Origin of the sequence: Saccharothrix hoggarensis (assembly GCF_042678885.1) — a bacterium.
Lineage (GTDB): Bacteria > Actinomycetota > Actinomycetes > Mycobacteriales > Pseudonocardiaceae > Actinosynnema > Actinosynnema hoggarensis.
Genome location: NZ_JBHTLK010000127.1, coordinates 1 through 19,757, shown reverse-complemented (window position 1 = coordinate 19,757; position 19,757 = coordinate 1). Strand labels below are relative to the sequence as shown.

Annotated in this window: 18 protein-coding genes; 7 read left to right on the top strand and 11 right to left on the bottom strand. The window is 72.6% G+C overall.

The window, feature by feature from the left end; translation table 11 throughout:
* Window positions 1-555: 555 nt before the first annotated feature.
* The 3 genes from galT to ACFQ3T_RS22360 are packed head-to-tail and all read right to left on the bottom strand — an operon-like array spanning window position 556 to window position 4,413.
* Complete coding sequence (gene galT, locus ACFQ3T_RS22370) at window positions 556-1,638, bottom strand: galactose-1-phosphate uridylyltransferase (protein WP_380725480.1); 1,083 nt, start codon at window positions 1,636-1,638, stop codon at window positions 556-558.
* Window positions 1,635-2,432 (bottom strand): DeoR/GlpR family DNA-binding transcription regulator, encoded by a 798-nt coding sequence (locus ACFQ3T_RS22365; RefSeq protein WP_380725478.1) that lies wholly within the window; start codon window positions 2,430-2,432, stop codon window positions 1,635-1,637. Before ACFQ3T_RS22365 ends, galT begins: the two co-directional genes overlap by 4 nt.
* Window position 2,433: 1 nt before the next feature.
* Entirely contained in the window at window positions 2,434-4,413 is a 1,980-nt protein-coding gene (locus tag ACFQ3T_RS22360) for a beta-galactosidase (RefSeq protein WP_380725476.1), read from the bottom strand.
* 260 nt (window positions 4,414-4,673) lie between these two features.
* On the opposite strand from ACFQ3T_RS22360, the gene ACFQ3T_RS22355 reads away from it, so the two are divergent.
* From ACFQ3T_RS22355 to ACFQ3T_RS22345, 3 genes are read left to right on the top strand one after another with little or no spacing between them, the layout of a single operon-like run.
* A complete protein-coding gene (locus ACFQ3T_RS22355; protein ID WP_380725474.1) occupies window positions 4,674-5,969 on the top strand; it encodes an ABC transporter substrate-binding protein in 1,296 nt (431 codons plus the stop codon).
* Between the two features lie 4 nt (window positions 5,970-5,973).
* On the top strand, window positions 5,974-6,939 hold the full coding sequence (locus ACFQ3T_RS22350) for a carbohydrate ABC transporter permease (RefSeq protein WP_380725472.1): 966 nt from the start codon (window positions 5,974-5,976) through the stop codon (window positions 6,937-6,939).
* Complete coding sequence (locus tag ACFQ3T_RS22345; RefSeq protein WP_380725470.1) at window positions 6,936-7,883, top strand: carbohydrate ABC transporter permease; 948 nt, start codon at window positions 6,936-6,938, stop codon at window positions 7,881-7,883. Before ACFQ3T_RS22350 ends, ACFQ3T_RS22345 begins: the two co-directional genes overlap by 4 nt.
* A gap of 54 nt (window positions 7,884-7,937) precedes the next feature.
* Here ACFQ3T_RS22345 and ACFQ3T_RS22340 read toward each other — a convergent pair whose 3' ends face one another.
* Genes ACFQ3T_RS22340 through ACFQ3T_RS22315 form a run of 6 tightly spaced genes read right to left on the bottom strand, consistent with a single transcriptional unit; the run spans window position 7,938 to window position 13,018 of the window.
* Complete coding sequence (locus tag ACFQ3T_RS22340; RefSeq protein ID WP_380725468.1) at window positions 7,938-9,359, bottom strand: HAMP domain-containing sensor histidine kinase; 1,422 nt, start codon at window positions 9,357-9,359, stop codon at window positions 7,938-7,940.
* Window positions 9,356-10,045, bottom strand: coding sequence for a response regulator transcription factor (locus ACFQ3T_RS22335; protein WP_380725466.1), 690 nt, complete (start codon window positions 10,043-10,045; stop codon window positions 9,356-9,358). The genes ACFQ3T_RS22340 and ACFQ3T_RS22335 overlap by 4 nt, the downstream gene beginning before the upstream one ends.
* Before the next feature lie 52 nt (window positions 10,046-10,097).
* The gene (locus ACFQ3T_RS22330; RefSeq protein ID WP_380725464.1) at window positions 10,098-10,709 is read right to left on the bottom strand and encodes a trimeric intracellular cation channel family protein; all 612 of its coding nucleotides are present in this window, start codon (window positions 10,707-10,709) and stop codon (window positions 10,098-10,100) included.
* A gap of 11 nt (window positions 10,710-10,720) precedes the next feature.
* Window positions 10,721-11,848: a GNAT family N-acetyltransferase gene (locus ACFQ3T_RS22325; protein ID WP_380725462.1), complete on the bottom strand. Its 1,128-nt coding sequence runs from the start codon at window positions 11,846-11,848 to the stop codon at window positions 10,721-10,723.
* Window positions 11,849-11,858: 10 nt separating this feature from the next.
* On the bottom strand, window positions 11,859-12,689 hold the full coding sequence (locus ACFQ3T_RS22320; protein ID WP_380725460.1) for a 3-hydroxyacyl-CoA dehydrogenase family protein: 831 nt from the start codon (window positions 12,687-12,689) through the stop codon (window positions 11,859-11,861).
* Complete coding sequence (locus ACFQ3T_RS22315) at window positions 12,686-13,018, bottom strand: EthD family reductase (RefSeq protein WP_380725458.1); 333 nt, start codon at window positions 13,016-13,018, stop codon at window positions 12,686-12,688. Before ACFQ3T_RS22315 ends, ACFQ3T_RS22320 begins: the two co-directional genes overlap by 4 nt.
* Window positions 13,019-13,072: 54 nt before the next feature.
* Between ACFQ3T_RS22315 and ACFQ3T_RS22310 the strand changes: the two genes are divergently transcribed.
* Window positions 13,073-13,726 carry a histidine phosphatase family protein gene (locus ACFQ3T_RS22310; RefSeq protein WP_380725456.1) on the top strand — a complete coding sequence of 218 codons (654 nt, stop codon included), beginning with the start codon at window positions 13,073-13,075 and terminating at the stop codon, window positions 13,724-13,726.
* 84 nt (window positions 13,727-13,810) lie between these two features.
* On the opposite strand, the gene ACFQ3T_RS22305 is transcribed toward ACFQ3T_RS22310, so the two are convergent.
* A complete protein-coding gene (locus ACFQ3T_RS22305) occupies window positions 13,811-14,884 on the bottom strand; it encodes a CobW family GTP-binding protein (protein WP_380725454.1) in 1,074 nt (357 codons plus the stop codon).
* Window positions 14,885-14,941: 57 nt separating this feature from the next.
* Window positions 14,942-15,262: a hypothetical protein gene (locus tag ACFQ3T_RS22300; RefSeq protein ID WP_380725452.1), complete on the bottom strand. Its 321-nt coding sequence runs from the start codon at window positions 15,260-15,262 to the stop codon at window positions 14,942-14,944.
* A 140-nt stretch (window positions 15,263-15,402) separates the two neighbouring features.
* Between ACFQ3T_RS22300 and ACFQ3T_RS22295 the strand changes: the two genes are divergently transcribed.
* From ACFQ3T_RS22295 to ACFQ3T_RS22285, 3 genes are all read left to right on the top strand, one after another.
* Entirely contained in the window at window positions 15,403-17,262 is a 1,860-nt protein-coding gene (locus ACFQ3T_RS22295) for a beta-N-acetylglucosaminidase domain-containing protein (RefSeq protein WP_380725450.1), read from the top strand.
* A 106-nt stretch (window positions 17,263-17,368) separates the two neighbouring features.
* A complete protein-coding gene (gene bluB / locus ACFQ3T_RS22290; protein WP_380725448.1) occupies window positions 17,369-18,001 on the top strand; it encodes a 5,6-dimethylbenzimidazole synthase in 633 nt (210 codons plus the stop codon).
* 73 nt (window positions 18,002-18,074) lie between these two features.
* Entirely contained in the window at window positions 18,075-19,589 is a 1,515-nt protein-coding gene (locus tag ACFQ3T_RS22285) for a GGDEF domain-containing protein (protein ID WP_380725446.1), read from the top strand.
* The last annotated feature ends 168 nt before the right edge of the window (window positions 19,590-19,757 follow it).

The window sequence follows — 19,757 nt, the reverse complement described above, 5'->3', positions numbered from 1 at the left end:
GGCGCCCCGGGGTGCGGGTGACCGGCGGCCGGTGAGCCGGGGGCCGGCGCACCCCCGGCGGTTCCCGTCGAGGTCACGCTGTCCGGGCGGAGGGGGCTGTCCGCGGGCTGGGACGCCGCGCCCTCCGCTCCCGAACCCGGCTGTCCGACGCCCGTCCCCGGAGCGTTCGGAGAGCCGAAGTCGGCCGGGCGGCCGGTGCTGCCCTGCACAGCACCCGCCGACCCGGCGTCCGACCGACCGGCCCCTGCCGCCGGTCCGTCGGCGTCCTCCGGTCGCGCCGGGCCTCCCTGCCAGGCACCCCGCGCTCCGGTGGACTCCGGCGCACCGCTGCCGCCCTGCACGGCACCGGTTCCGCCGGCGTGGTCATGACCGGGATCGCTCGCACCACGCGCCCACGGGCTCTGCGGCGGCTGAGGCTGCGGAGACTGCTGCGGCTGCTGCGGCTGCTCGTTCTCGGTCATGTCCACCACTCTGCGGTGCCCGCCTGAGAGGAGGCTTAAACGAAACTGGGCATCAGTTGTGAGAGTGGCGGCCCCCGCCGGACGTGAGCGGCCGTCAGGACTCGCGCAGCCGCTCCGCGATCTGCTCGGGCGTGGCGTCGTTGATCCACACGCCCATGCCGGACTCGGAGCCCGCCAGGTACTTGAGCTTGTCCGCCGTGCGGAGCACGGAGAACACCTCCAGGTGCAGCCACGACAGGTCGCGGCCGGTGCGCACCGGCGCCTGGTGCCACGCCGCGATGTACGGCAGCGGACGCTGGTAGAGGGCGTCCAGCCGGTGCAGCACGGTCAGGTAGAGCGCGGCGAAGTCGTCCCGCTCGGCGTCGGTCAGCGAGGGCAGGTCGGGCACCTGGCGGTGCGGCACGACGTGCACCTCGACCGGCCAGCGGGCCGCGGTGGGCACGAACGCCGTCCAGTGCTCCCCCTCGGCGACGACCCGCGTGCCGGCGGCCCGCTCGGCCGCCAGGATGTCACCCATCAGCGGACGACCGTGGGTCTGCTGGTACTCGGCCGCGACGCTCAGCATGCGCTCGGTCTTCGGCGTCACGAACGGGTAGCCGTAGATCTGCCCGTGCGGGTGGTGCAGCGTCACGCCGATCTCTTCGCCGCGGTTCTCGAACGGGAAGACCTGCTCGACGCCGGGCACCGCGTTCAGCGCCTCCGTGCGGTCCGCCCACGCGTCCACGACCGTGCGCACCCGCGAGACGGGCAGCGAGCCGAACGACTGGTTGTGGTCGGACGTGAAGCAGACGACCTCGCACCGGCCGCGCCCCGCCGCCCGCGCCACCATCGGCATTCCGTCCACAGTGGACGGAAGGTCGGGCACGTCCGGCGCGAACGACGGGAACCGGTTCTCGAACACCACGACGTCGTACGACGACTCGGGGATCTCGGTCGGCTTGCCCGGCGTGGTCGGGCACAGCGGGCACAGGTCGGCCGGCGGTTTGTACGTGCGGGTCTGCCGGTGCGCGGCCATCGCCACCCACTCGCCCGTCAACGGGTCGCGCCGCACCTCCGACAGCGGCTGGGTGCGCGGCAGGTCGCGCGTGTCCACCGCCTGCCTCGGCGGCGGGTCGGTGGTGTCGTCGAAGTAGATGATCTCCCGACCATCGGCAAGTTTCCCCGCCGTGCGCCTCACGCCAGTTCCTCTCCGCGTCCCGGCACGTGCGCCAGGACCAGTTCGCCCACCTGCTCGCCGAGCACCGTCCGCGCGGGCTCGGCCAATCCCTCGTCGCTCACCAGCACGTCCGCCTCGTCCAGCGCGGCGATCGTGGAGATGCCGACGGTGCCCCACTTGGTGTGGTCCGCGACCACGACCACCCGACCGGCCGCGTCGACCAGCGCCCGGTCGGTCTCGCTCTCGTTCAGGTTCGGCGTGGTGAAGCCGGACCGCTCGGCCATGCCGTGCACGCCCAGGAACACCACGTCCAGGTGCAGCGACCGCAGCGCCTGCACGGCGACCGGCCCGACCAGCGCGTCCGACGGCGTCCGCACACCGCCGGTGAGGACCACCGTGCGGTCGGTGCGCCCGCTCTGCTGGAGCACGTCGGCGACCCGGATCGAGTTGGTCACCACGGTCAGGTCCGGGATGTCGTCGAGGAACCGCGCCAGCGTCCACGTCGTGGTGCCCGCGGACAGGCCGATGGCCGTGCCGGGGCGCACCAGGCCCGCGGCGAACGCGGCGATGGCCTCCTTCTCCGGCAGCTGCCGCACGGACTTCGCCTCGAACCCCGGCTCGTCGGTGCTGCGGCCGACCACGGACGTGGCGCCGCCGTACACCTTCTCCACCAGGCCGCGGGCGGCCAGCACGTCGAGGTCGCGGCGCACGGTCATGTCCGACACGCCCAGCCGGACGACGAGGTCGCTCACCCGCACCGCGCCGGTCCGGCGGACCTCTTCCAGGATCACCGCTTGCCGCTGGCGTGCCAGCACGTCACACCTCTTCCCTGAGCACGACCACACCGCCGGCGGGCACGACCACCCGGCCGGTCGCGCGCTCGCCGGACAGCAGCTCCACCCCGGTCGCGGACAGCTCCGCGTCCCGGTCCCCGTGGTTGATCGCGACCAGCCACGAGCCCGCCTCGCCGCGCCGCCGCACCACCTCGACGCCCTCCGGGCCGGTGGGCACGCCCGCGTGGTCGAGGGCGGCCCGGACCAGCCGGTCCAGCCCGTCGCCGGTGAGGCCGCACGCCAGGTACCAGGCGACGCCCCGGCCGTGCTCGTTGCGGGTCACGGCGGGCACGCCGGGCAGCGGGCCGTCGGTGTAGGAGGCGAGCACCTTCGCGCCGTCCGCGTGCACGTGCTCGGTCCACACGGTCGCCGAGGAGCCGTCGTCCAGCGTCACGGTCTCCCCCGCGCGCAGCGGGTGGAACTCCTCCGTCCGCACGCCGAGCAGGTCGCGGAACGCGCCGGGGTAGCCGCCCAGGTGCACGTGCCCGCGCGTGTCCGTGACGCCGGACAGGTAGGTGACGACCAGGTGGCCGCCGGAGCCGACGTACTCGGCGTACGGCGTCGCGTCGTCCACGGCGTACAGCGCGGGCGCGAACACCAGCGGGTACGTCGACAGGTCCGCGCCGGGCGGCACGAAGTCGACCGTCACCCCGGCCCGCCACAGCGCGCGGTACAGCCCGAACACGACCTCCGGGTAGCGGACGTCGACCGTCGGGTGCCCCGGCTGCCGCAACGCCCACCACGACTGCCAGTCGAAGACGACGGCGACCGGCGCGGTGACGGTGGAGCCGACGACCTCGGCGATCCGCCGGTACTCGGCGCCCACCTGCTCGACCTCGCGGTACACCTTCGTGTCCGGGCCGGCGTGCGGCACCATCGCCGAGTGGTAGCGCTCCGCGCCCGCCCGCGACTGCCGCCACTGGAAGAACAGCGTGCCGTCCGCGCCGCGGGCCATGTGCGCGAACGAGTTGCGCCGCAGCTCGCCGGGCAGCTTGGCGACGTTGCGCGGCTGCCAGTTCACGGCCGACGTGGAGTGCTCCATCAGCAGCCAGGGCTTGCCGCCCGCGAGGCCGCGCACCAGGTCGGCGGAGAACGCGAGATCGATGTGCCGCTCGGGGTTCTCGCCGAACGTGTAGTGGTCGTTGGACACGAAGTCGACCTCGGCGGCCCACTTCCAGTAGTCCAGCTCGCCGAAGCTCGCGACCATGAAGTTGGTGGTCACCGGCACGTCCGGGGTGACCTCGCGCAGCACGTCCCGCTCGGCCGTGAACAGCGCCAGCAGGGCGTCGGACGAGAACCGGTCGAAGTCGAGCAGCTGGCCGGGGTTGGGGCCGGTCGGCGTCGCGCGCGGCGGGAGGACCTGGTCCCACTCGGTGTAGCGCTGGCTCCAGAACGCGGTGCCCCACGCCTCGTTCAGCACGTCGAGGCTGCCGTGGCGGGTCCGCAGCCACTCCCGGAACGCCACCGCGCACCGGTCGCAGTAGCAGCGGGGGACGTGGCAGCCGTACTCGTTGCCGACGTGCCACGCGGACAGGGCCGGGTGGTCGCGGTACCGCTCGGCGAGCGCGCGGGCGAGCGCGACGGCCTTCGTCCGGTAGACCGGCGAGCTGGGGCAGTAGGACTGGCGCGAGCCGTGCGTGAGCCGGACGCCCTCGGCGGTCTCCGGCAGCACCTCCGGGTATGCGGTGGTCAGCCACGGCGGCGGCGACGCGGTCGCGGTGGCCAGGTCGACCCGGATACCGCCCTCGTGCAGCCGGTCGAGGACGCGGTCGAGCCAGCCGAACTCGTAGCGGCCCTCCTCGACCTCCAACAGAGCCCACGAGAAGATGCCCACGCTGACGAGGTTGACCCCGGCGCGCCGCATGAGCGCGACGTCCTCGGCCCACACGTCCTCGGGCCACTGCTCGGGATTGTAGTCGGCGCCCCAGGCCAGGCCGCCCACGCCGTTGGGCCATGTCGTCATAGCCGCAAGCGTGACTCACAGTGAGGCCAAACGTCAACACACTCCAACAAAGTCGATCGTTTGCCTCTGTTCGGCGGTACAAGATCGAAAGGTTTCGATGCTACGTCAGGTCACCGCTATTCGGCCCGTAGCCACAGCGTTAACGGCTCGGTAACACCGCTTGACACGACCTGTGTTGCAGACCACATTGTGCGCAATCTTGTTTGACTCCGTGTTCGGTGTTCGGTTGATTCGGTCGAGTGTCACCCGTAGGAGCGACGATGACGAGGTTCTCCACCAGCCCCCACCCCCTGCTGGGCCGACGGGCCCTGCTGAAGGCGATCGTCGCGGGTGCGGGCATCGCGGCCGTCCCCGGTCTGGCCGCGTGCGGCTCCGGTGACGGCGGCGGCGCCACCGACGCGGTGACGTTCGGCAACAACGCGTCCGACCAGGTGCCGAAGGACGCGATCACGGCGGCGCTGAAGGCGTTCGAGGACGAGTCGAAGCTCAAGGTCACGATCAACACCAAGCAGCACGAGCAGTACCAGGAGCAGATCAACAACTACCTGCAGGGCAGGCCGGACGACGTGCTGGCCTGGTTCGCGGGCTACCGGATGCGGTTCTTCGCCGAGAAGGGCCTGACCGGCGACCTGAGCGAGGTGTGGTCGAAGGTCTCCGGCGGCTACGAGCCCGCGCTGAAGGAGGCGTCCACCGCCTCGGACGGCAAGCAGTACCTGATCCCGTTCACGCAGTACCCGTGGGGCATGTTCTACCGCAAGAGCGTGTGGCAGCAGCGCGGGTACGAGGTGCCCAGGACGTTGGACGAGATGGTCGCCCTGTCGGGTCGGATGCGGGCCGACGGCCTGGTGCCCATCGCGTTCGCGCAGAAGCAGGGCTGGCCCGGCATGGGCACGTTCGACCAGCTGAACTTCCGCATCAACGGCTACCAGTTCCACGTCGACCTGATGGCCGGCAAGGAGGACTGGCAGAGCCCGAAGGTGCGCGAGGTGTTCGACACCTGGAAGCGCCTGCTGCCGCTGCACCAGGAGAACGCGCTCGGCCGCGAGTGGCAGGAGGCCGCCCAGTCCCTCCAGCAGGGCAAGGCGGGCATGATGCTGCTCGGCTCGTTCATCGCCCAGCAGTTCAAGGGCGAGGAGGAGGACCTCGACTTCTTCCCGTACCCGGAGATCAACCCGGAGCACGGCCAGGACACGGTCGAGGCGCCGATCGACGGCTACATGATGGCGAAGAAGCCCGCCAACCCCGAGGGCGCGAAGAAGCTGCTGGAGTACCTGGCGGCGCCGTCCGCGCAGCTGCTCTACACCAAGGCGGACACGGGCGTCATCGCCACGTCGAACAAGGCCGACACGTCCGGCTACAACTCGCTGCAGAAGAAGGCCGCGCAGGTCATCAAGGAGGCCGCGCACATCACGCAGTTCCTCGACCGCGACACCGACCCGCGGTTCGCCAGCGACGCGGCCACCAACGGGCTGAACGCGTTCATCCAGAACCCCGACGACATCGACTCGATCCTCAAGGGCATGGCGGACCAGGCGAAGACGATCTTCACGGGGTGACGGCGTGACCGCGTTGCAGTCCCCTCCCGAACCCGCCGGGACGGCGGAGCCCTCCCCGTCGTCCCGGCGTTCCCGGCGCCGCGCCACCGCGCTCGCGCCCCGTGACAAGCTCGTCCTCGGCCTGATGCTCGGCATCCCGTCGCTGGTGCACCTCGCGCTCGTGTGGGTGCCCGCGCTGGGCTCGATCGCCCTGTCCTTCAGCTCGTGGGACGGCATCGGCGGGTTCGAGGACGTCGAGTGGGTCGGCTTCCAGAACTACGTCGACATCTTCACCCGGTACCCGCGGTTCTGGCCCGCGCTGCGGCACAACCTGATCTGGCTGCTGTTCCTGATCGTCGTGCCGACCGTGGCCGGGCTGCTGCTCGCCGTGCTGCTGGACCGGCAGCTCCGGTTCGGGCGGATCTACCAGAGCGCGCTGTACCTGCCGATGGTGCTGTCGCTGGCGCTGGTCGGGTTCATCTGGCAGCTGATCTACCAGCCCGAGCAGGGCCTGCTGAACAACGTGCTCGGCACGGCGTCGACGGACCCGGTGAACTGGCTCGGCGACCCGGACATCAACCTGTACGCGGTGCTGGTCGCCGCCGGCTGGCGGCACACCGGCTACATCATGCTGCTGTACCTGGCCGGGCTGAAGTCCGTCGACCCGGCGCTGAAGGAAGCGGCGGCGCTGGACGGCGCGAGCGCCGCGCAGACGTTCTTCCGGGTCACGTTCCCGGTGCTCAAGCCGGTGAACGTGGTGGTGCTCGTGGTCACCGTGATCGAGGCGCTGCGCGCGTTCGACATCGTCTACGTGATCAACAAGGGGCGCAACGGGCTGGAGCTGCTGTCCGTCCTGGTCACGGACAACATCATCGGCGAGTCGAGCCGGATCGGGTGGGGTTCCGCGCTGGCGGTCATCCTGCTGCTGATCTCGCTCGGGTTCATCATCACCTACCTGTTCCAGGTGTTCCGCGAGGAGGGACGGGCGTGACGCCGCGACCGCAGCAGGACCGGACGCGGCAGGACCGGCCGCACCGGAACCGACCGGACCGGAACCGACCGCGGCCCAAGGGGCCTGGCCACAACCCGGTGGCCCGCGCGGCCCTGCACGCGTTCCTCGTGCTGACGTGCCTGGCGACCCTGGCCCCGCTGCTGTGGGCGCTCTACGCGTCGCTGCGCACGTACGACGACACCGCGCGCAACGGCTACTTCTCGCTCGCCGAGAGCCTGACGTTCGACAACTTCACCAACGCGTGGACGCAGGCCGACCTGCCGCACTACTACCTGAACACGCTGGTCGTGACGCTGCCGGCGCTCGTGCTGGTGCTGCTGCTCAGCTCCATGGTGGCGTTCGGCCTGACCCGGTTCAGCTTCCGGTTCAACCTGGTCCTGCTGATGCTCTTCACCGCGGGCAACCTGTTGCCGCAGCAGGTGATCGTGACCCCGCTGTGGCGGCTGTACCTGCTCACGCCGGTGCCCGAGTGGCTGAGCGACAGCGGCGTCCTGCTCGACTCGCAGCTCGGCCTGGTGCTGATCCACGTGGCGTTCCAGTCCGGTTTCTGCGTGTTCGTCCTCAGCAACTACATGAAGACGATCCCGCACGAGCTGAGCGAGGCCGCGCGGGTCGACGGCGCCGGCGTGTTCCGCCAGTACTGGCAGGTGATCCTGCCGCTGTGCCGGCCCGCCCTGGCGGCGTTGGCGACGCTGGAGTTCACCTGGATCTACAACGACTTCCTCTGGGCGCTCGTGCTGATCCAGACCGGCGACAAGATGCCGATCACGTCCGCGCTGCAGAACCTCAAGGGCACGTTCTTCGTGGACAACAACCTGGTGGCCGCCGGTTCGCTGCTCGTGGCGCTGCCCACCCTGGTGGTGTTCTTCGTGCTGCAACGCCACTTCATCGGCGGCCTGACCCTCGGCTCCACCAAGGGCTGAGCCGCGCCCTGTCGAAGCGCCCCGGCACGCGTGCGCCGGGGCGCTCTTCGGCATTCAGGAGGACATCTGGTTCGCCGTCGCGGACGGCGTCGGCACCGGCGTGGGGCGTCCGGGGAGGCGGAGGGTGAACAGCGCGCCGCCCTCCGGGGCACGGCCCACGTACGCCATGCCGCCGTGCCGCTCGGCCACCTGCTTCACGATCGCCAGGCCCAGGCCCGAGCCGGGCAGCGTGCGCGCCTCGGAGGAGCGGTAGAAGCGCTCGAAGACGTGGGGCAGGTCGGCGTCGGCGATGCCGGGGCCGGAGTCCGCCACCTCGACCACGGCGCTGCCGTCGCCGAGCTGCCGCAGGGACAACCGGACCACGCCGCCGGTCGGGCTGAACTTCACCGCGTTGTCCAGCAGGTTCAGCACGGCGCGTTCCAACGCGCTGGAATCACCGAGCAACGACCACGGCTGCACCTCCACGACGAACTGCACGTCGCTCGCGCGCCGCTTCGCCCGGTCCAGCGCGCGCTCCACCACCTCGACCAGGTCGACCGGCTCGTGCACGACCTGCGGCGCGTCCTCGCGGGCCAGCTCGACCAGGTCGCCGATCAACGTGGTCAGCTCGTCCAGCTGAGCCCGGACGTCGGCGTTGATCTCCGCCTTGTCCTGGTCGGACAGCGTCGGCGAGTCCGGCTGCTCGGACGCCAGCAGCAGCTCCAGGTTCGTCCGCATCGACGTCAACGGCGTGCGCAGCTCGTGCCCCGCGTCGGCGACCAGCCGCCGCTGCCGCTCCTGCGACTCGGCGACCGCGCCCAGCATCGCGTTGAACCGCTGCGACAGCAGCGCCAGCTCGTCGTCGCCGGACACCGGGATGGGCCGCAGGTCACCGGTCATCGCGACCCGTTCGGTGGCCTCGGTCAACCGCTGCACGGGCCGCAGCCCGGTGCGCGCGACCGCCGTGCCCGCCGCGGCGGCGACCAGCACGCCCAGCCCGCTGATCACGAACAGCACCACGGACAGCTTGCCCAGCGTGGTGTTGAGCGGCTTGGTGGACTGCGCGATCACCATCGCCTGGCCGTCGCCGTAGGGCACGGAGATCACCCGGAAGTCGGTCCGGGTGTCGGTCCAGATGTTCTCCAGCGCCGTCCCGCGCGCCACGTCGAGGTCCGCGGGCTGGGTGGGCGGCGCGACCGTGCCCTTCGGGTAGAGGATGCGCCCGCTGACGTCCAGCACGCCGATCCGGATGTCCCCGGCGGCGAGGAACGCGCCGGGGATCTCGGTGACGTCGTTGTTGACCTTCGGCGCGTTGACCGCGGCGCCCGCGCGCTGCCGCAGGTTGTCGTCCATCTGCGAGTGCAGGTTCTGGCTCACCGTCATGTACGCGCCGAGCGAGACGACGGCGACCGCGCCGGCGACGCAGAACGCGGCGAGGAGGGTGACCCGGGCGCGCAGCGAGACGCGCTGGAACCGCCCGTTGGCGGCACCGATCACGGAGGTGTCTCCCGCAGCACGTAACCCACCCCGCGCACGGTGTGCAGCAGCCGGGGCTCGCCCTCGGCCTCGGTCTTGCGGCGCAGGTAGCCGACGTAGACCTCCAGCGCGTTGCCCGAGGTCGGGAAGTCGTAGCCCCAGACGTCCTCCAGGATGCGGCCGCGGGTCAGCACCTGCTTCGGGTGCGCCAGGAACAGCTCCAGGAGGGCGAACTCGGTACGGGTGAGGCTGATCGGGCGGTCGCCGCGCCGCACGTCGCGCGTGCCGGGGTCCAGTTCCAGGTCGGCGAACCGCAGCACCGCGCCCGCCGGCTCCGCGGCCTCCGAGGCGGCCCGCCGCAGCAGCGCGCGGAGCCGGGCCAGCAGCTCCTCCAGCGCGAACGGCTTGGGCAGGTAGTCGTCGGCGCCGGCGTCCAGCCCGGAGACCCGGTCGGACACGGCGTCACGGGCGGTGAGCACGAGGATCGGCAGGTCGTCGCCGGTGCTGCGCAGCCGGCGGCACACCTCCAACCCGTCGAGCCTGGGCATCATCACGTCCAGCACCATGGCGTCGGGGCGCTGGGAGACGACGGACTCGAGAGCCTGCCGGCCGTCGCCGGCCAGGTCGACCTGGTAGCCGTTGAACTGCAGTGAGCGACGAAGCGACTCACGCACGGCCCGGTCGTCGTCGACAACGAGGATGCGCATGGGGTTCAGTCTTGCTCCTGGTCCTGAGAGCCGCCTGAGAAGGGCGTGTGAGCTAGCCGTCAAGCCTGCGGGCCACCGGGGCGTTCCACCGCCGCCACATCGCCAGCAGGCGCAGTCCCACGATCAGGGCCGACGCGACCAGCGTCACCGGCACGGCCGGCAGCCCGAGGTGATCACCCAGGGCGACCACGACGGCGCCGACCAGGGCCGCGACGGCGTAGATCTCCCGGCGCAGCACGAGCGGGATCTCGCGCAGCAGCACGTCCCGCAGCGCGCCGCCGCCGATGCCCGTCGTCATCCCGACCAGGCACGCGGCGTACGGCGGCGCGCCCAGCGCGAGCGCGGTGGTCGTGCCCGCGGTGACGAACAGGCCGAGCCCGATGGCGTCGAGCAGCAGCACCGCCCGCCACAACTTCGCCACGGTCGGGTGAAACCAGAAGACCACCAGTCCGGTGACACCGGCGACGGCCAGGTACGGCCAGCTGACGAGCGCCGCGGGCGGGTGCACGCCGAGCAGCACGTCCCGGACGATCCCGCCGCCCAACGCGGTGGTCAGCGCCAAAACGATGACCCCGAACACGTCGAGCCGCGCGCGCACCGCGGCCACCGCCCCGGAGGCGGCGAACGCGGCGATACCGACCAGTTCCAGCGCGGCGAGCAGCACGGCCGGTCAGGTTAGAAGAAATCCGCCAGACGTGGGACGCCGGGTGCGCCGACCAGCCGATCGAGCAACGCCGCGTCACCGTCCAGCAGGCCGGCGCGGCGCAGCGCGTGGCTGTCCTGCATGCCGCTGAACCACGGCCCGAGGGCGCGCGCGTGCAGCCGCACGGCGCCGGAACCGCCGGGCTCGACGCGCACCCGCCCGTCCTCGACGACGACCCGCCGCCGTCCCGCGTGCCACGGCGCGTGCTCGTCCACGTCGTCGAGGTCGACGGCCGCCGGCCTCAGCCACCGCGCCGCGGGCCAGCCCCGCGCCGCCACCGCCGCCGGCAGGTCCACCACCCGCAGGAGCCACGCGGACGTGGTCACGGTGAACTCGACCGCCTGGTCCGTCAGCAGGCCGGTGACGGCGGGGTCGGTCACCCGGACCGCGGCCCGGTCCAGGACCCCGGACCAGCTGCCCAGCTCGCTCAGCAGCCCGAGCTGGGTCGTCACGTCCCGCCCGACCAGGTCGAACACCCGCAGCCGGTCGACGCCGCGCTCGGCGGCGAGGTACCCGCGCACGTCGCCGTCGTGGCCGGGCACCACCGACACCACGTCGAGCGCCAGCACGTCGGCCACGTCCACCGCGGGCGGGCTCCGGTCGAGCATCCCGTCGACCGTGGACGCCAGGTCGGCGTAGCAGGCGTGCAGGGCGGACAGGTCCCCGGCGACCGCCGGCCGGGCGTCGATCCGCGCCCCGGCGGGCACCCGGGCCAGCGGGAGGTCCAGCCACTCGTGGACGCCGGCCCGCTCCCACCCGCGCGACCGGTAGAGCGCGGGCACGGTCGCGTACAGCGCGGACAGCGCCTGGCCGCGTTCCCGCAGGTCCCGCAGCGACGCGTCGAGCAGCGCGCCCGCGAGCCCACGTCCCCGCGCGTGAGGTGCGACGGCCAGCCCGAGGCCGCCCATCGGCACCGTCGAGCCGCCGTAGAACTGGTGGAAGTCCTTGATCGTCAGCACGCCCGCGAGGCGTCCGTCCAGTTCGGCGGCCAGCCCGCGCCGGCCGGGCCGCAACGACGGGCCGCCGATGCTCCCGAAGGCGACCCGGCGCAGCCGGTCGGCGTCCTCGACGTCGTCCACGGTCAGCTCGCGGATCAGCACGCCGTCCTGCCTACCAGGTGAAGAAGCCCTGCCCGGTCTTCCGGCCCAGGTGACCTGCGGCCACCTTCTCGCGCAGCAGCGCGGGCGGCTCGAACCGGGGCCCCAGCTCGGCGGCCAGGTGCTCGGCGATGGCCAGCCGGACGTCCAGCCCGACCAGGTCCGTCAGCCGCAGCGGGCCCATCGGCCACCCGTAGCCGAGCTTCATGCCGGTGTCGATGTCCTCCGCGCTCGCCACGCCCTCCTCCAGCATGCGGATCGCCTCCATGCCGACGGCGACGCCGAGCCGCGAGGTGGCGAAACCGGGCGCGTCCCGCACCTCGATGACGGTCTTGCCCAGCTCCTCGGCCCAGCCCCGGACCTTGGCGACGACCTCGGCGGACACGCCGTCGTGGTGGACCAGCTCGACCAGCTGCTGGACCGGCACGGGGTTGAAGAAGTGCATGCCGAGCACGCGCTCGCCGGGCAGCCCCTCGGCCAGCACCGAGATCGACAGCGACGACGTGTTGGAGGCCAGCACCGCGTCGGGGCAAGCGTTTGCGGCCGACGCCAGCACCCGCCGCTTCAGCTCGACGTCCTCGGGCACGGCCTCCACGACCAGCGACGCGGCCCTGGCCACGTCGTCCAGCCGTTCCACCACGGTCAGGCGCTTCAGCAGCTCGTGCGGCACCGCGTCCAGCTTGCCGCGGTCGGCGGCCTTGGCCAGCGACGCCTCGACGGCCCGCCGGGCGGCCAGCGCCCGGTCCGCGCCCGCCTCGACCAGCACCACGTCGTGCCCGCCGGCGAGGAACAGGTGGGCGACGCCGGCGCCCATCGTGCCGCCGCCAATCACCACGGAGATCATCGGGCACCGACCTCGGTGACGACCTCGGCGGCGAACATCGCGACCAGCTCCAGCCCGCCGATCTCGGTCAGGTTGGCGCCGGCGGCCTGCCACTCGGGCGACTGGAAGGCGGCCTTCATGGCCTCCGCGGACTCGAAGTGCATCTCGGCCACGAGGTGCGGCTCGTGCTCGCCGAGGAAACCGGGCACGAAGACCCGCGACACCTTCGCCACCTCGGCCCGCAGGAGGCCCGGCGTCCGCTCGACCAACGGCAGGTGCGAGGTGAAGTACGCCTCGTCGAACGCCTCGACGTCGGCCGGCTTCCGGTACAGCGCGATGTACTTGACCATGTGACACCTTCCGTCCGGTTTCGCCAGGGAATGTAACACCGGCACCATGGACGGGTGCGGATCATCCTGCTGCGTCACGGACAGAGCCTGGGCAACGTCGACGAGCTGGCGTACTGCCGGATTCCCGACCACGCCCTCCCCCTGACGGAGGTGGGCGAGCAGCAGGCCCGCGCCGCCGGCCCGCGGATCAAGGAGCTGCTGAACGGCGACCCGGCGGCGGTCTACGTGAGCCCGTACGTGCGCACCAGGGCGACCCTGCGCAACCTCGACCTCGGCGACCAGGCCGAGCGCACGGTCGCCGAGCCGAGGTTGCGTGAGCAGGACTGGGGCAACCTCCAGGACCCCGTCCAGCAGCAGGTGCTGAAGCACCAGCGGCACGCGTTCGGCCACTTCTTCTTCCGGTTGCCCAACGGCGAGTCCGGCGCGGACGTGGACGACCGCCTGGCCGCGTTCCTGACCGACCTCGAAACCCGCATGGCGGACCCGACACACCCCGGCACGGCGCTGGTCGTGTCGCACGGCCTCACGATCCGCCTGCTCTGCCGCCGCCTGTTCGGGTGGAGCATCGAGCTGTTCGAGTCCCTGTCGAACCTGGAGACGTGCGAGGACCGCGTCCTCACCCACGACGGCCGGACGTGGCGCCTGGACCGGCCGTTCGACCAGTGGCGAACCTCGCCGGACGGCGAGACCCAGGGTCCGCTCGCCTAGGCCGGGACCACGTCCGCGACGACGCACACCACGTTGTCCGGACGGTGTGCCTTCACCCCGGGTGAAGGTCAACCACCAGTGGTCTCACAGCTCCTCCATCTCGTGCCACTCCGAGAACGGGTCCACGAACTCCAGCTCGTCGCGCAGCGCCAGCTCCTCGTCCGTCACCAACGCGTCCCGCAGGGCGGCGAGCACGGCCTCGCCGGTGTCCCGCAGGCACACCGCGACGACCTCCTGGGCGCGGTCGCCGAAGTCGGGGTCCCAGTCCAGCGAGGCGAACGCGCACCGCTCGGGGTCCACAGTGGACCAGTCGTCCAGCTCGGCCAGCCACGTGCCGACCGCGCCGACGCCGAGCCCGCCGCCCGCCGACTCCAGCCACATCACCCGCGACGGCTGGCTGATCACCCACACCCGCCCGCGCGCCCGCACCACCCCGTCCAGCAGCACGTCGAGCGCGTCGTGCAGGCGCATCGGGTGGAACGGCCGCCGTGCCGCGAACCGCACCACCGACACACCCGCCGCGGGCTCGACCGGCACGCCGCGCGACAACGGCCCGAACGCCGGGGTGAACCGCCGCCCGACCGGCACGGACGTCAACGCCGACGCGTCCAGCGACGACAGCTCGAACCGGGGCGTGCCGGGCGCGACGCGGTCGAGCACGGCCGTGAGCACGTCGTCACCGCCGGGTCCGGTGAGCACGAGCGCGTCGGCGAACTCGGCGTGGCCGATGACGACCTGGGCCACGGTGCGCTCGTCGGACGGCAGCCCGATGCCGCGCTCGCCCAGCGTCGCGTCACCGGTCGCGTCGGCCAGCCAGGTGGCCCGGTCGACGACGCCGATCACGGTCTCGACCCGCACCGGCTGGTCGGCGAGCGCCAGGCACACCGCCTCCGGCTCCAGCGCCGGGTCGAGGTCGAGCACCACCCGCCCGCCCAGGGACGCGAGGAGCGGCAGCATGTCCTCCCGGAGCGTGCACGAGACGCAGCCGTGCTCCAGCACGAGCTCGGTGAGCACGCCGTCGACCCAGCGCCGCACCAGCCCGGACGACAGCGCCGACAGGTCGTGCCGCACGAGCACGGACCCCGGCGAGGCGCGCCACACCTCCTCGGCGACGCCGTGCCCGCCCATCCCGGCCACCACCACGACAACGGTTTCCACGTCGGCCACTCTAAACGACAACGATTGTCATTCCAACCGCCGGAGCGCGGTCCCGCGTCACACCGGTCGGGAACCCGCGGGAGCCGCCGCCCTGCCCCTGGCCAGGCCGCTGAACGACGCCGTGCTCGCCACCGCCAGCACCGCCAGCGCGGGCCAGTCCAGCACCAGGCGGCCCGCGTCGCCGACGACGAAGCTCGCGTACAGGCCCCAGCACTGGACGGCGGTCAGCACCGCCCCCGGCACCGTCGTCCACCACGAGACGACCGCCACGACCACCACCAGCAGGAGCAGGGCGAACACCGGCCACTTCGCGGCGAGTGCGGTCACCCCGACGCCGCCCGCGAAGCCGAGCGCGGACCCGTGCACAGTTCCGACCATGACCGGCCATTCAACGCCGGACGACGACGTGCTCACCGGACCCGCGGGGCCGTTTCACCTGATCGTGTGGCGCGATCAGCTCGCGGACGGCCGGGTGAACGGCCACCGGCCACCCGCCGGATTCGGGCACACTGGCGATCATGCGAGTCTGGATACCGGCCGTGGCCGCCCTGGCCGTCGTGACGACGGCCGTGGTCGGGCTGAACGCGCACGACGAGTCGCCGTCCGGCCTCGCGCCCGGCACGGTGCCGGACATCTGGCCCACCCCCCAGCAGCTCGAACGGCTCGGCGACGACGCGGCGCTGTCCGGCGACGCGCTGGTGTTCGCCGACGACTCGGCGGACCGGCCGACCGTGGACCTGGTGCGGCAGTCGCTGTTCGACGGCGGCGCGACCGAGGTCGAGGTCGTCCCGCCGGACTCCGACCGCGAGGCGTCCATCGTGGTGCGGCTGCGGCGCGACCCGGCGCCGCCCGCCGAGGGCTACGAGATCGCCGTGCGCCCCGGCGAGGTGCTGATCACGAGCTCGGACGCGGCGGGCGGGTACCACGCCGCGCAGACGTTCTGGCAGCTGGTGCAGCCCGGCTCGATCCCCGGCGTGCGGATCGTCGACCGGCCCTCGCTGCCCGTGCGGGGCATCGTCGAGGGGTTCTACGGCCTGCCGTGGACCTACCAGGAGCAGCGCGAGATGATCGACTTCTCCGGCAAGGTGAAGTTCAACGAGTACATCTACGCGCCCAAGGACGACCCCTACCACCGTGACCGCTGGCGTGACCTCTACCCGGACCAGCGGGCGGACGAGCTGGGCGAGCTGGCGCGGGAGGCCGCGCAGCGGCACATCCGGTTCACCTACGCGCTCGCGCCGGGGCTGTCGGTCTGCTACTCCGACCAGGGCGACCGGGACGCGATCGCGGACAAGTTCCGGCAGCTGCACGACGTCGGCGTCCGGTCGTTCTCCCTGCCGCTGGACGACATCGACTACACCCGGTGGAACTGCCCGTCCGACGCGGAGCGCTACGGCGAGGCGGGTCCCGCGGCCGCCGCGGCGGCGCAGGTCGACCTGCTGAACTACGTGCAGCGCGAAGTGCTCCCCGGCCTCGACGGCGTCGGGCCGCTGCAGACCGTCCCGGTCGAGTACTACGACGTCGCGGACAGCCCGTACAAGAAGACGATCCGCGAAGGGCTGGACGAGCGGGTCGTGATGATGTGGACGGGCGCCGGCGTGACGCCGCCCGCGATCACCGTCCCGGAGGCGGAAGCCGCCGCCGCCGTGTGGGGCCGCAAGCCGCTGGTCTGGGACAACTACCCCGTCAACGACTACACGGAGTCCGCGGGCCGGCTGCTGCTCGGCGCCTACGCGAAGCGCGAGCCGGGGATGGGCCCGCACCTCACCGGCATCACCGGCAACCCGATGAACCAGGCGCACGCGAGCCAGGTCGCGCTGTTCGGCGTCGCCGACTTCACCTGGAACGACGCCGCGTACGACCCGGCCCGCAACCGGCACCGGATGGCCCTCTACATGGGCGACAACGACCAGGCGACCGCCGAGGCGCTGGAGACGTTCTTCGACCTCAACAACCTCGCCCCGATCACCGGGGAGCCGGAGATCTGGCTGCCCCAGGCGCCGGCGCTCGCCGCCGAGCTGGCTCGGTTCCGCACGACGTGGGACAGCGGCGACCGGACCGGCGCGGTGGCCGGGCTGCGGCCGTACGCCCAGCGCATCGCGGACGCCCCGGCGCTCATCCGGGACGGCGGGACCAGGGACGGCTTCGTCTCCGACGCGGACGTCTGGCTCCACGCGACCGAGCTGTGGGGCCGCGCGTTCCTCGCCACCCTCGACGGGCTGGACGGCCGGCCCGAGGGGTTCGACGAGTCGGCGGCGCTGGCGGCGGAGGCGTCCGCGCTCCAGTCGCCGCCGGGCAAGAACAACGTGCAGGGCCCCGTCAAGATCGGGGACGGGGTGCTCGACGTGTTCCTGGCCTCCGCGCCGGACCTCGTGTGACGCCCGCGGCGCCGTCCCGTGAGGACGGCGCCGCCCCGTCCCGTTGAGACGGACGCCACGCCTCCGACGGCCGGATCGCCGGATCGCGTGAGGCACCATCGTCCGAATGAGCTTCTACGACGTCGTGCACCGCCGGCGGGACACCAGGGGCGAGTTCACCGGCGCCCCGATCCCGTCGGACGTGCTGCGCCGGGTGCTCACCGCCGCGCACGCCGCGCCCAGCGTGGGCCTGTCCCAGCCGTGGGACTTCATCGTCGTGCGCGACGAGCACACCCGCCGCGCCTTCCGCGACCACGTCAACGCCGAGCGCAGCGTGTTCGCGGCCGAGCTCGACCCGCGCCAGGCCGAGCTGTTCGCCAAGATCAAGGTCGAGGGCATCCTGGAGTCGACGGTCGGCGTGGTCGTCACCTACGACCCCGACCGCGGCTCGCCCGCCGTGCTGGGCCGGCACGCCATCGCCGACGCGGGCCTGTACTCGGTGTGCCTGGCCATCCAGAACCTGTGGCTGGCGGCGACCGCCGAGGGCCTCGGCGTCGGCTGGGTGAGCTTCTACCGCGAGGACGTGCTGCGCCGGCTGCTGGACGTCCCGCAGCCGCTGCGGCCCGTCGCGTGGCTGTGCGTGGGACCGGTCGACCGGCTGCCGGAGACGCCCGACCTGGAGCGGCACGGCTGGCGGAACCGGATGCCGCTCGACGACGTGCTGCACGAGGAGCGGTACACCCGGCGTTCCGGCCGGTAGCCTGTGGTAGCCGTGCCGGCGGCGAGCGGACCCGCGTACCGCATCGCCGAGTCGGAATGGAGTGTCAGCACGAGTGGAGCAGCGAGAGCCGCTGGTAGCGGGGCAGGTGCCGCAACTCGACCTTGAGGTCAAGGCGTTGCTGAACGCTGGCCGCCTGCCGGAGGCCAACTCCCTGTTCGACCAGGTGGTGAGCCGGGTCCCGCCCGGCGCCGACCGCTGGCAGCGGTCCGCGGTGCTGGTCAACCGGGCGAAGCTGGCGTGGCGGCTCGGCCGCATCCCGCTCGCGCTGGAGCTGGCCGCGGAGGGCTGGACCGACCTCGACGGCGAGCACAGCGACAACGCCGCCGCCGCGCAGGCCATGCACGCGCTGGCCTACCTGCTGGAGGGCATCGGCAACCGCCGTGCGGCCGTCGACATGCTGCGGCTGTCCGTCCAGGTCGCGCGCAAGGCGGCGGAGACGTCGGAGGACGGCGTCGAGGTGCTGGCCCACTGCCTCCAAGGGCTCGGCGGCACGTTGAACTTCCGCGCGATCTCGTCGCCGCCGGACCGGGCGCCCGCGATCTTCGAGGAGGCGCGCGGCTACCTCAAAGAGGGCTTGGAGCTGGTCGAGGACGAGCAGATGCGGCGCGCGCTGCTCGCCGCGTACAGCAGGTCGCTGGCGGGCGTCGGCGAGCTGGAGCAGGCCGAGGAGAACGCCCGCGAGACGTTGCGGCAGGCGGAGGACGCGGGCGACAAGTGGGCGATGGCGGTGTCCGGCTGGGTGCTCGCGGTGGTCCGGCGCGAGCAGGACCGGCTGGTGGAGGCCCGCACGCTGGCGAGCCGGGCGGTCGCGGCGGCGGAGGCCATCAACGACCCGTCGTTGCTGCTCCGGTTCTCGCTCGACCTGGCCGACATCTGCGCCCGGATGGACGACCACGTCGGCGAGGCGACCGCGTTGCGGTGCTCGGTGGCCGCGGGCAAGACGGCGACCGAGACGCTCCAGGAGGGCCTGGCGCAGGCGTTGGAGCAGCGCCGCGTCGCCGTGCAGGCGCAACGGCTGGCCGTCGCGGCGCAGGAGGCCGCGGCGCGCGACCCGCTGACGGGCCTCGCGAACCGCCTCGGCCTGGAACGCGCGGCCGCCGGCCTGCTGGAGAGCACGGCCGCGCGGGGCCGGGTGCCGTGGCTGGTGCTGGTCGACGTGGACCGCTTCAAGGGCGTGAACGACGACGCCGGCCACGCCGCGGGCGACGCGACGCTGCGGGAGATCGCGCAGCTGCTCCGCCGCGAGTGCCGGTCCGCCGACCTCGTCGCCCGGTGGGCGGGTGACGAGTTCGTGGTCCTGCTCGGCGACCCGGGCGCCAACTCGATGGAGGTCGGCCCGACGGTCGCGGAACGCATCCGGGCGGCGGTGGACCACCACGACTGGACGATGGTCCTCGGCACCACGCGGCGGCCGACGGTGAGCATCGGCGTGGCGGCGGGCCCGGCCAAACTGGACCAGCTCTTCGCCGCCGCGGACATGGCGCTCTACCGAGCGAAGCGCCACGGCCGCAACCGCGTAGAGGTGGAGCCACACGCCGAGGTCCCAGAACCAGTCCCCGGCACCTGACCCGTCCCGGCACGCACCGCGAGGTCGCGTCGGTCGTCCGCGCCTGACCCCGCGGCGATCACGCTTTTCGATCGTCGCGGGGTCAGGCGCGGACGGCCGACTTCCCGGCGACCGAGCCGCGACGCCGAAGGCGGCGCAATCCAACAGAGCCGCGACGCCGAAGGCGGC